4 protein-coding genes are annotated in these 13,866 nt (G+C 40.7%); 2 read left to right on the top strand and 2 right to left on the bottom strand.

From position 1 onward, the window contains the following. Positions 1–2,654: plasmid replication protein, CyRepA1 family (locus H6G77_RS34420; RefSeq protein WP_190874036.1), on the top strand; the 2,654-nt coding region annotated here is incomplete at its 5' end. A 266-nt stretch (positions 2,655–2,920) separates the two neighbouring features. Here the strand turns inward: H6G77_RS34420 and H6G77_RS34415 are convergent. Next, a complete protein-coding gene (locus H6G77_RS34415; RefSeq protein WP_190874035.1) occupies positions 2,921–10,519 on the bottom strand; it encodes a LamG-like jellyroll fold domain-containing protein in 7,599 nt (2,532 codons plus the stop codon). Between the two features lie 1,541 nt (positions 10,520–12,060). Between H6G77_RS34415 and H6G77_RS34410 the strand changes: the two genes are divergently transcribed. After that, positions 12,061–13,494, top strand: a complete 1,434-nt coding sequence (locus tag H6G77_RS34410) for a hypothetical protein (protein WP_190874034.1) — start codon at positions 12,061–12,063, stop codon at positions 13,492–13,494. A gap of 153 nt (positions 13,495–13,647) precedes the next feature. Here the strand turns inward: H6G77_RS34410 and H6G77_RS34405 are convergent. Continuing rightward, on the bottom strand, positions 13,648–13,866 hold a 219-nt coding region (locus H6G77_RS34405; RefSeq protein WP_190874033.1), incomplete at its 5' end, for a hypothetical protein.

Genomic DNA, 13,866 nt, shown 5'->3' with positions numbered 1-13,866 from the left:
CAGCGATCGCCATCAGTGGAGTAAATGCTGGCTACCGCACACCAAAAGATGATTCCATTACTGCCACTGGTAAGCCATCGCTCATTCCCGATTTGAAACATTTCGCAACAACAGGCAGACAAGTTAACATTTGCTTTGACAACGATACCAAACCTGAGACTGTTCAACGGGTAAGAACTGCTATCAGCCGGATGGGTCGTTTATTGATTGCTGAGGGTTGCTCTCTACGAGTGATTGATCTACCAGGAACCGAAAAGGGAGTTGATGATTTTGTTGTAGCTCATGGTGAGGCGGCTTTTCACTCACTGTACAATACAGCCGAAACCTTGGAACTGTGGGAAATCAAATTATTCACCTTGTTAACTTATCCGCCAGCGATCGCACTCAACCAAAGATTCCTGGGTGAGATGATTGCTCCAGAAGGTGAAAAGCTCATCGTCCTCAAGGCTCCAAAAGGCACAGGCAAAACCGAGTGGTTATCTCAGGAGGTTGCCAAAGCACATGACCAGGGGCGCAAGGTACTGATTATTACCCATCGCATTCAACTGGGTGAGGCATTGTGCGATCGCTTCGGCGTTGATTACGTTAGCGAGATTAAAACCTCTGACACAGGCGGTTTGCTGGGGTATGGCGTGTGCGTAGATTCGTTACACAAAGATAGTCAAGCGCGATTCAACCCCAACGACTGGTCTAACGATGTCATTATTATCGACGAATGCGACCAAGTATTCTGGCATCTGCTCAACTCCACTACTGATGTGGCCAAGCGGCGGGTGTCAATTCTTCGCAATTTCAAGCAGTTGGTACAAAATGTGCTGGGCAGCGAACACGGTAAAATTTACCTATCTTCTGCCGATGCCTCAGATACAGATGTCAAGTACATTTTGTCTCTGGCTGGAGAATATCGAGTTAACCCGTTCGTGATCGTAAATAGTTATCAGCCCGTATCTGGCAAGTGTTACAACTACTCTGGTAGCAACCCCAAGAATTTGATTGCGGCGTTGGACAAGGCGATCGCTGCTGGCGGACATCATTTATTGTGTTGTTCTGCCCAGAAAGCTAAGTCCAAATGGGGAACCCAAGCCCTAGAACAACGGTTTCGGCAAAAATTCCCCCATTTACGGATTCTCAGAATTGACAGCCATTCAGTTTTAGACCCGAAGCACCCAGCTTTTGAGTGTATTGCTCACTTAAACGAAATTCTCACGCAGTACGATCTAGTCATCGCCTCACCCAGCTTGGAAACTGGTGTGTCTATCGACATTCGAGGTCATTTTGATTCGGTTTGGGGGATATTCCAGGGTGTTCAGCCTGTAGATTCTGTACGGCAGATGTTAGCACGGCTGCGGGAAACAGTTGACCGTCACATTTGGGTGAGCCAGTACGGAATGGGGACTGTGGGCAATGGTTCAACTTCTATGGGTGGATTGTTGCGGAGTCAGGATATTGCAACCCAGGCAAATATCGCTCTGTTATCAGCTTCGGATAATGAAGATTACAGCTTTATTGACCAGAACTTTCAACCCGAATCGTTGCAGACTTGGGGCAAGCGAGGTGCTGTGATCAACGTCCAAATGCGCCGCTATCAGGAATTTGTGCTGAAGGGGTTGAAAGCGGATGGCTACACTGTGATTGATGCGGATGATTCTGACCCTGATGAAACCAAGGAAATTGTCAAGGAAGTTAAGGCAGCATCGAAAGAATTGTACTCTGGTCAATGCCAGGGGGTTTCTCAATCTGATGATGTGTCTGATGCCGAACTCAAGAAGTTGCAAGAAAAGCGAGTGAAGACTGAAGAAGAAAGATACCAGCAACGTAAGGGTGAGTTGTCCCGGCGTTATGAAGTTGAAGTGACCCCTGAATTAGTTGAAAAAGACGATGACTCTTGGTATCCCCAACTGCGGCTGCACTATTATTTGACTGTGGGGCGGGAGTTTTTAGCCAGTCGGGATAGTAAAAGAGCCAAGGCACAGGCGGAAGCTGGAGAAAATGCTATTTGGAAACCTGACTTTAACAAGGGGCAGATGTTGTCGTCGGTGCGGTTATTAGAAGAACTGAATTTGTTGCAGTTGCTCAAGACTGGGGAACAGTTGAGGGGTTCGGATGAAAAGATGCAGGAGTTTAAGGCTCGCGCACTACAACATCGGTTCTTGATCAAGAATTATCTGAACGTGACTATTTCGGAGAAGCTGACCCCTGTGGCGATCGTTCAGAAATTACTCGACAAGATTAATCTGCGGTTGTCGTATGTGGGGCGGTTGGGGCCAAGGGGTAAGCGGGAGTGTGTGTATAAGTTTGTTGGGCCTGATGATGGGCGGGATGGGATTTTTGAGAAGTGGTTAAATCGGGAGTTGGTGTCAGTCACTCCTAATATAGATTTAACAACACCAATCATTGACACAACACCACTCTCCGTTATTAAGGATATGGGCGGACGGGAAAACTCTACTAGTTCTTGGTGGCGGCAGGTCAAATCTTACGCTGCTGGGTTTATGGAACGAGTGAAAGATGGTATGGAAGCGGTTAAAGAGTCCCTCAGTACCCTTACTCCTGACGAACGTTGGGGAGTGATAGTGACGTTCGAGGAGCAAGAGCCGCAAATTTTTGGGCAGTTGGTGGCGGCGGCTCCTGAGTGGGTGGATTGGATGGGTTAACTAAGAACAATTGCGCTTTTACAATTAGGAATTGGGACTTGATTTGAGTGGATAATTTAGAGTGGTTTTCACTGCACATTTACCAGTACCCACGCGATGCCAAATAGGGAACAAAATATTACCATGATTGCAATAACCTTCCCAATCATAGAGATTCCGCCTTTATTACTTTCCCAGATTAAACCAATTGCCTCACAGCCTTAACTTGTCATCAATGGTCAGGAATAGGTTTTTCGGGGCTTGTCACCCCGAAAAAAAACAACAGATCAGCTTAATTTGTTGAGAATTGCATCAAGTTTACGCTGCATTTCTTGGTTTTGCTGCTCCAGTTTTTCCACTTTTGCTTGTAATTGACCGAGATCGGTATTTGATTCGGCAGCAGGAAGTTGACGAACATCTCTACCAAAACCCATCAAAGCCGGACGTTCCACATAGGTGACACGGTGAAGTACCCGCCAAGCCTTATTTGCTTTACTTTTAGCTTGTCGTAGAGCGCGGGCTTCCTCGCCGTTGCTGGCAAGCCATTCAGGGTCAACCACATAGCTGAAGAAGTCGTGAAAATTGTTGGTACTGCCTTCAAGATAAAAGCTCATAAAGCGGTAACGGTTGACTTTTTCCCCAGGTAGGATGGGGTAGTCGTTGTAGTCAGTAATGCCGCGACCTTCAACACCGCTTAAATCGACGTTTAACTGAATACCCTTGCTACGGGCTTCGGTTTTCATCATCGTTTGCGTAAGGTTAAAGGTTGCTTGGACGGTTAACTCTATACCAACCCCAAATAAACTATAATTCCCTTCATGACCCAAACCTGAACTCATAGTATAGGAACCGCCAATAGAATGTTCAGCCATGTTTGCAAAACTTTGTGCCTCGGCGTGTAAACCTCCATCGGCATCCCAAACATAAGTGTTGACAATATTGCGTTTGCCGGCGCGGATTTGGATGTTTTCCATTTTTCTCTGCCAACTAGCAAAACTCGTGCTGGCATGGGCTTTTTTATCTTGATCTTCGATTAGTTTCTCTATCTCTTTTTGTTTCTTGGCTGCTGCTTCTGATTGTTGATCAAAGGCTGCCTGAAGCTCTTTTTCTAATTTGTCCTGTCTTTCTTTCTCAACTTTGTCCTTTTCCTCTTGTGTTAGATTTTCATCTGGTTTGCTCTCAACTTGATTAATAACAATAACGTTGGGAGCATCGCCTTTATTTGTTTCCCGTTCTAATGACGCTTCATCCACTAAAAGGGTATTAAACTGAGCAAAATAGGCTTCTCGATTTTTGTCTTGTTGATCGATTTGTTGTTTGAGATCGTAAGCTTCTTGCAAACGATAGTAACTGGCAGGGTAAAGAGAGCCAAAGCATGAGCGCATTTGAGGGACGTGCTTAAAGAAACGTTGACTGGTGGCACTGCTTCCTGTCATCCCGTCTAAGCTACCACTCATAGTATAGGCAGGATTAATCAAAAAGGTGATGGTATTCACATCTGGAGGAATATTCTCAACAGGGAGAACCTGATAACCAATCATTCTGCCTGTGCGTTGCAGTCGAGTAACAAAAATATCGGTTAAAGCCGAAACAACCAAAGCATAACCGACATTTTTAGGAATGAATCGTTTACCCAAGTGAGGGAAATTAGCATCTTCTTCTTGAGTCCCCGACAATTGTAGTGCGTCAGTCATACCTAGAGATGAGCTTGAGGTGATGCTGCTTTCATTCTGGAATTGGTAGCTGAAGTCTAGATTGCCTTTGAAACCTGCACGGATACCTGTAGTCTTAATTTGCTGTCCTACACCCAAGGGTGCAGTAACAATAGATTGTTCAACATCGCTGCCGATATAGGTATCAGTAGAAGAGCCTAACCCGTTATCTTGCGATCTCTTCCAATTAAATACCACATCTTCTGATAGAGATAATTCTACAGAAGTAGCACCGTTATAGTTGTCCTCTAGGGTTAAATTTTCGCTAGGAATGGGGGGAGCGCCTTCGATATAGCCCACAAGTGTGGGGGCAAACTGACCATTGCCAATCCATTTAAGTTCTAATTCTTCGATGCGTTTGTCGGGTAAGAGGTTAACACCACCAGGGGTAGGAGTGGCAAAAAACCGTCGCATCATAGCTGTTCTGTCTTTACTGACTGTACTGTATTCGCAGCTGACTAGGGCATCGCCAACCATAGAAACTAAGACATCACCAACCATAACTAGGGCGGGGTCTGGGATGAGAATCGCTCCTCCTTGCACTGTGCCATGATTGTTTTTGACGATTTCTCGCACTTTACTTGTTGCGCCTTCAAATGTAATGTCATTGAGTGGATAGTAAGCAACTAAACCAGCTTCTTTCCCTGTCAGGCGTTTATTCATATTCGCCTGAATTTCGGTTTCACTAACGGCTTTATTCCAGATACAAACTTCCGCAATCTCACCTGAGAAGAAGTTATCTACTTTACCGATGTAATACGGTTTATTTTCATTATTAAAATTTTGAGGAGCATTCTCTGTTGCACGTAGTTTACCATTTCGGTAAATCTTGTATTGATTCCCATCTTTGACCCAAGCAATATGAACCCAAGCGTTAGCAGCAGTAAAAAAGTTTGGTAGCACTTTATCATATCGCACATCCCCGGATGAGCTATAAGAGTCGTAATGGAGCGCCCCATCTTTAGGACTAACCCATAATGAGGGTGGACGATATTTAATTCCTGGGTTACCAATAAAGCCTTGATAATTTCCGGTGTTTATTCTTGCAGGTTTTATCCAAGCAGAGATGGTAAATGCTGTTGTGTTACTGAATGGGTTCGCAATTTCCACATAATCATCTACCCCGTCAAAGCGCATAACTTGACCACTACCTAATTGACCAATCGGTGCTGCACATCCCCACCAGCTTGCGCCCGCAATTGTGCCGTTACTGCCTTTACCTGTCTGATTTCTGACTTCAGTGCCGTTGGCTTCATTAAAGGGATAATAAGCCACTAAACCAGGTTCATTGCCCGTTAGGAGAACTTTGCTATTGACTTCAATTTCCTCTGGGCTTAGTGCCACCTCCCAAAGACGAATTTCTGCTAATTTACCAGCTTGTTGTTTGCCAGAACTTATATTACCAACCCGTGAAATTGACATTGAAGTGGAAGAGGTTTCAACGGTTGGATTACTATGAAGCGTTCCCATCGATTTGGTAGCAGAGATGTCAATTGCTTCAGACTTATTATCCTTAAGCACAAATTGCCAATAAGCAACTAAATTAGAGTTTTTTTCAGGATTCAGGATTTTTTTGGACATATTCTCCTGAATTTCTGATTGGGTGAGAGTTTTTGTCCAAATTCGGAGTTCTGAGATTTGACCTCTAAATGGCTGATCCCATCCTGCTTTTCCAATATACAGATTGCCTATACCTGTATAGTTATTTGTTGCTGTATACTCCGCTATTTTTTGACCGTCAAGGTAAATCTGTCGCTTTTTGCTAGAAGCATCATAAATACAAGCCCAATGATGCCAGTGAGTATCATTAGCAACGGTAGCATCTAAATCGTTCCCGTAAAATGCAAAGGTAAATTTGGTACTATTTCGGAAGCCAATATGTAATCCCTTATTGGCTTGTGTCGTACCTTGACCTAGAAGGAATTGATTGGTTGTAGAAGTATCAGATCGTTTTGCCCAAAATTCAATAGTAAAACTTTTACTGGCTAAGTTGACCTGATTCCCACAATCAAGATAATTATTGCCATTAAACGCTAAGGATGCTGATGATTCTGCTTTATCTACTTCTTTACCATCAAGATAGAATAGATAAATCTGAGAAGCTTTGTTATCAGTTATCTGCCCAACAACAGCAAGATGGTGCCAGCCTGTCGATAAGTTCTCTAGGTTGTACCAGCTTTTAGCATTATCCAAATGAATGTATTTTCCATCCCAGATCGAAATTGATCCACTATCGCTATGAGTTAAGGTATTATTGGCTGAACTGTTTTTCGGAAAGGGATAGGAAAACCAAGCCTCAATTGTCCACTCGTTCCCTAAAGAAACAGGGTCTTTTAAAGTGACGACGCTAGTATCTAGATTAAACTTGAGGCAAGTTCTCAAAGAATCAGGAATCCATTGTTCAATCGTCGGATTTTTGCTGTCAGCAGTGGCATCAAAGTTAGTCTGACGCATTCGTCCTTGATCGTCAAAATAGCTGAGTTGGACGTTCCCTTCACAGGTTTCGATCGCACTGAGACGGCTAACAGGACGCACAAACCCCAGTAAAGCACCTTGGGTTACTAGCCCTCGACTATCTGTTTTTAGGAGTGGCATTGTTTGCGGGGTTTGTTGCTGATTGTTAACATTACTGATGAAAGTCTTGTTTAAGGTGTTTATCTCCGTTTGAATTTGGGTAATTTTCTGGTTAACTTGATTTAACCGTTCCTCAAGTTGCTTTTTCTTAGCCGATTGATCGCTGCCACTTAACTTTAAGAGAGCCAGTTCATCTTTAAGTTTAGTCAATTGTTGATTGGCATTTTTTAACTCGGCTTCTTTGGCATTAACGGCTGATCGTGCATTGCCAATGTTATTATTAGTTTCTCCACCAATTTTAATGATTTTCCACTGTTGATGAGTTGCTCCATGTTGCTCCCAACAACAAACACCATAATCTCCACCCCCTCGATCTAACACTCTTCCATCTGCTCGAAGACGAATCAAATAATAATCCCCAGAATACTTCTCTGGCTTCCATTCAAAACTATAGCCACTCCCATAACCGGCATATACTTGAGCTTTCTCTTTAGGATTTGAAGATGGATATAGTGCCAAGTCCAAACCATCCATCATACTGACAATTCGATAGTATCCACTATTGGTTGCGACAAATTTGAAATAATTATTCGCGTAATAGGGATTACCATTAGCTCCTACGTCTGCATAAAGTAGGGCTTTTGACGCTGTATAAACACGGCAAATCCAGCTTTCTTTAACTCGACAGACCAGTTTGCACCAATAATTCAAGGGATTATTCAGTTCTGTTTGATAATTGTTTTGCAGTTGAGTTAATTGATTCTGAAGAGTAGTTATACTTGCTTCTTGATTCTTGATTTCAGTTTCTTTTTTAGTTATGGCTTCTTGTTTTTGTGTTCCATCAAGATTCAAAGTAGCAATGTCCGCTTCTAATTGTCGTTTTTCTTTGAGTAGTAATGCTTCTTCATTTTCTTTGATTTCCAGTGTCTTCAAATCTTGTTGCAAGCTAACTTGATTATCTACTAAAGATGTTAAAATTACATCATCTGTGTACTTAATCTCAGTAATACTGTCAGAAATCAACTGAATTTGATGTTTACAAATTTCCAAAGTATTCCAGTTTCCTGTTATATTGCTAATTCCAAAGGAACGCACTACTGATACCCCATCTGGCACCGTAAAACGACAACTGGCTTTATACCAACTATTGCCTAAACTGATGAATTCCGTTGCTTCTGCTATAATCGTTATCCAATCTTGAGAACGCCGATTTTTCTTGCCTTTATAGGTGATTGCAAAAATTTTAGGATTCGCAGTTGTAGGATCAATATTATTGTTAGTTTTGAATTCAAATTCTTCCGTATAAGTTGCTCGTTCAGATACAGCAAACAAGTCTTCATTTTCGTATTTAATTGCTGGCGTTGATGTACCTGCTAAATTACGATGGAGGGTGACAGAACTAACATAAGCCCCTCCTTTAACAATGCCATCATTGCCATTAACAGAAAAATCAATAACTTTGCGTTCTTTCCCCTCAACAATTGCATCGAGTCGCCAATAACCCACCAAACCAACTTCTTGACCCGTTAGTTGCAGGTACATACTATTTTTGATCTCTTCTGCGGTACGGGCTTTATTCCACAGGCGGAGATCGCTTATTTTACCTGCAAAATTACGATTGGAAATCGTGCCGCTTTTGCCGACCACGTTACTTTTACGTTCGATGATTTTGGGCAGATCCATTAAACCTTGATGAATTTCTACGCCGTTTTTATATAGTTTGGCGTTCCCAGAAACATCTATTGTCGCTGCTAGGTGTATCCACTGTTTCTGGTTGAATAAAGTTTGTTGACTGTTCGTAACAATACTTGATGTAGTCGAAGAGGAGAATCTTAGTGTATTTATTGTATCTTCAAAGTGCAATGTAATAATATCTTCTGTCTTATTGTTTTTTTTATTGCCAAATTCGATAATTCTTGGCCAAGTTGTTAGTTTGTCCAACCACACCCAAACTTCCACTGTGAATCCTTGCGAGAAGTCGTGATTCATTTCTGGTATATCTAGATAATCCTTTACCCCATCAAAGACAACTCCTCGCCGTTTTTGAGTTTGAAGTTTCGCACTGATGGTGGTTCCGGATTGCCACCTGACACCATCCAAGCTAAAAGTCTGGTCATCAATTTTGGTGACAGTGTAAGTGCCGTTATAGTCTCTAGTATCAACTATCTGTACCCAATCTCCGTCGGTTAATCCATGATTGAAGGATGTTACTCTTAATTTCCCCTGGACTGTAATTTCGTAGGCTGTGACAATACCGTTAAAAATCAACCCTGTTTCTTCATCAGGAACAACTTCCCAATTGCCTCCATCTTTCTTGTCTAGAAGAACTTCAAAGGTATGATTGTCAATAATCTTTGTGACTGGGTAATATAACTGGTTATAATCTTGGCTTTCCGTAATTTTGACTGGGGTGATTGCTGTTTCATCTAAGTTGTTTGTTCGATCAGAGGTCACAAGAACCTTATCTTTTTCTCCTCTGGCAAAACCCGTGATTTTTCCTTCGGGAGGTGGGTTAGTGGTGGCAATGGCTTTGATTTCGTCTAGAGTGTTAAGAGGCAACAACACCTGACGAGTCATACTACGCCGAATAGTGGTGTTATCAGGATTGTCCTTAATCTGGGACAACGTCCCATCGGCCGCCACCGAAAAGCTAATTGCTGCCGCATTCCCCTCACTAGTTCCCACGACTAACATAACGTGTACAGCTTCCCTTAGTAGCTGCATTCCGTCATCGGTTTGTCGTTCCCGTTGTAAGTCGTATTTAGTTGCCGTTAACCCTTTAGCAATCGTCAAAGTCCCTAAATCCAACACACGTTTAATCACACCTGGAATACTACGCGGTTCAGGATCGAGGATAGTATAGTCTTTAACATCAAATAAACCCTCATCAGAAACGCGGAGGGTTGTTAATTCGACTTTTTTACTCCCGTTATTGTAGGCGAAAATATGCCAGCGATATTTATCCTGTTCATTAGTAGGTAATAAAACAACAGAAAACCATCCATTAGCAAGATCATTGATAAGACTCAATTCAGTGGTGGGTTCATAAAATTCATTTCCATTGATATCTCGATAATCTAGGGAATCAACATTAATCAGCCCAGTTGCTACTTTCTGCTGATTTTTGTTGGGTGTATGCTTCTGCTTACTCCGTTTAAAGCGGACTTCTAGTTTACGGGTTAAGGTATTAGTCAATCCGTCGAGAACAAAGCGATCCGCCAACAAAGTATTAGACTTAGACTGACGGAAAATATAAATATACCCTAACCCCGAAATCAACTGCACAGGAGCAACGGCTGACTGATCATGGGTTTTGTAGAGCGATTTCAGCAGGTAAGTTTTATTATTACTTTGATCAGTCAATTCTTCCTTCTCTAGGTCAACAACTGACTTATCTTCAACTTCATTGGGGAATTCTAGCAGTTTCCAGCCTTCCCAGCCTGTTCTGTCTTCCGGTTTCTGGTTGAGGTAACTGTCTTCAAAGCCATCTTGTTTGATCGTGTACCAAATCTTTCCATCACCATCAGTTGCAACAATAACAACCTTCCCTTCATGAGTGATGCTATTGATGTGCTGGAGTTTTTCTTTAGTGAGTAACATTTTTCTACCTCTTTAAACTACAATCATCTAAATCCCTCAAAAGAGGGTTATTACCGCTTATTTACTAGTCTCGTCAATTAAATTTGAACCTCTATTTTGATGTTAGTCAGCACCGACAGACGAGAGCTAGTGTAGCCGCAATTTCTAATCACCTGAATTAGTCTCTGTCTACTGTCTCCTCAAGACTAGATACTTGAGTATATTTGCAGACATTGATTGCTTTAATTACATGAAAATTAGGTGATTTTGTCAAGTATTCAATCCACACAGTTGGATTACTACTTTCATTTTTTTCTGTTTGAAAAGTTGAATACTTTTTATCCATATTTACTAACAAGCAATTTCTAAGCCAGATTTAAAAGGATATTTTTTAGGCTGAAGACAATGCTACTTAAAATTTAAAAATATAGAAGCTGTTTTTTTATAATTGCGTACTTATAAATTTAAGAAATTTAGTTTCTATTTTTCTGCTTATATAGTTGTTTTTAATTAATAATCCATTACACTTACTTTCACTATCAGTAAGCATAATTAGTGAAATATTCAAAAAATGCAACACATAAATTAAGATAGATATTAGCTGTTCTTCGTACATTAATACTTTGAGTAGATAGCCTTTATATACTTAACAGAATTGAGTATATCTAAAACTTTATTTGCTAAGTTCAAATAAAAATATATCTTTACAATTTTATTTTTAATGGAGTAATGATTTTAAAATTGAGTGCTGCTCAATCAAAATATAAAAATAATTATATGATTACATAGTTTAATTTTTTATTTTAAACATTTCCAAATAAACAGCAAATTTTAAACTAAAACATTTTACCCAATACTATTACTATATTGTACCCAACTGAGAGCCGCTATATTTCGGAGAAACTTACTCCTGTGGCTTTCCCTACCAAAGGTTGCCGCAGGCATCGTACAAAAGCTACTGGACAAGATTAATCTGCGTTTGTCGTATGTTGATCTGTTAGATCCACGAGGGCAGAAGGAGTGCATTTACAAGTTTGTTGGAACTGATGATTGGCGGGATGTAATTTTCAAGCAGTATTGGGTGCGGTGGATGGGCTAACAGATTGCTGCAATCACACTTTATTGATCTAATAGATAAGAGCAAGAACACCATCACTGCCGATATCAGCAATTGATTTGAGGACACCAGATTGCACTGACAATAAAAAGCTCAAATTAATCTCTCATAGGAGCATGGTTTTTAAGAACAGTTTTCTTTTTAAAGAGCAAAATGATGTAAACAAATAATAAATCTTTATTTAAATAGCTTAATAAATAATTGACACACATTTACTTAAAGTATAAGCTCATAAGCTATAATGCTTGATAATTGACAGTCACTAACAACATAAAAACTCATAACTACGCGGGACATACCTCATATATCTTTTTCTTTGCAAAGATAAAATTTATACGTCAAAGTTTATAGGTTTTGTCGTAGTTTTGATCTGACTAAACTTTAGACTCAGAAATAAATCCAATCATTCATTCTAGAGTCTTGTTAAATACATAGAGAGGTTCAAATGAAATTGCTAAAATCCCTAAAAATCTTTTGCATAACCTTTGTCTGTTTTCTTGTCATAACTCTTAACAACTCGGCTTTAGCAGCAGATGACTCCTGTTCCACAACAGAACCTAATACTAACCCATTTGCAAACGCAGCTGTTACTTTACCTAGCAGCTATCAAGGCCCTGCATTTGAACTTAGTTATAATTATCCAAACAAACTCTTTCCATCTACATTCCCCTGGGTTAAAGCTTTAAAAGGAAAACCGATATCCCAAGAAAATGCGATCGCATACATCGAAGCAGTCAAAGAATATATCGGCAAAGATATGCGCCAGCTGATTTTTGACTATGAACGCTGGAATGCAAACGAAGCAGGCTGGTACAACCTACCGTGGCTTTGTTCAATTCGTGACCCCATACACGGTACTTACGTGGGTTCTAGCTTTGATCCTAATATGTTTCCCTTATCCGACTTGAAAAAGTCTATGACAACTCATGTTTTGGTTTACTACAATGACATTGCTGGTTACACACTCAGAAAAATATGGGGAGATACAGCAAAAAACCCAGACTTAAGTAATCCTCAGTTTCAGGAAGGAGCCATCATAATTAAAGTTGCTACAACAACCGCTTTAGCAGAAGATTGGCCTGCACTAGAAGGAGCCGCTAAATGGAAGTTATACGCCCCATTAGACAATAACAAGGACTGGAAAAATCCTACATTCTTTGATACATCTGTTTTTCAGTTTGACATCATTGTAAAAGATACGAAAACAGCACCTAAAACAGGTTGGGTATTTGCCACTCTTACCTACAATAAAGAGGCTTTTGGAGATGCTTGGGATCACTTAGTACCTTTAGGTGTAATGTGGGGGAATGATCCTGAAACCAATTCTGCTATTAATCCAAATGCCATTCTTCAGGAAAACTCCATGAATCCAATAGCACTCCTCTATGCTGTGGAAACATTAGGCTATGGTGGTAGGCTTTCTGGCCCTAACGATGGTGCTGTTGTACAAAACGCTTTAGTTGTTGGCAATCCAGGAAAAATACTAGTCAGAGCAAGGGTCTCTAGCTGTATGAGTTGTCATGGTGTAGCTGAATGGCCAATGAAATCTTTTCTTTTGCCTGGGTTTGTAGATAATAATCAAAACCTTGAAATTTATTCTCCTGGAAGCAATAAATTTAATAATTGGTTTCAAGATCGTCCCGGTAATGTTCCACAAGACTCTGGAACTATAGCTTTAGACTACGATATGAATATAGCTTTTAAAGCACTGCCGCTCTGGAACAAATGGTATCAAGCTAACAAAAAGCAACCTAAACTTACTACTCCAACCTTACTTCAAGGAACTCCCAATCCAGTTGAAGTGGTTCCTGCTTATCTCAAAGATTTACTTCTCAACCCAGAAAATACTGGGTATAACGGTTTACCAATCAACAAGTAGTTTATGCAGTGAAGACACTGCCTATTTTACCGAAAATATGTTTATAAGTTTTTAGAGTTTGAAATGGATGTGTTCCTAACGCATCCATCTCTTTTTAGGAAAAATCTTCTACCAAATTGAAAAAGAATTACGACAGATAGATAGCTAAAAAGCTTACCAATCAACCCTTAACCGATCCAAAATCTCAAATCCAATACTCTCAATGAAATACCGCACAATAGAAACAATCCTATCGGCAGCATCAAACTCAGTATCGCTAATACCAATTAAAAATGAAGCTGCATATAATGGAGAAAAGCAAACTTGGTAAGTTAACCCAACCATGAGCCGCCCATTTAAAATTGCGATCGCCGAGAGTGAAGAGGAACTGAA

The organism is Aulosira sp. FACHB-615 (assembly GCF_014698045.1).
Taxonomy (GTDB): domain Bacteria; phylum Cyanobacteriota; class Cyanobacteriia; order Cyanobacteriales; family Nostocaceae; genus Nostoc_B.
Note: the sequence above shows the minus strand (reverse complement) of the source record. Positions and strands in the feature narration are given on the sequence as shown.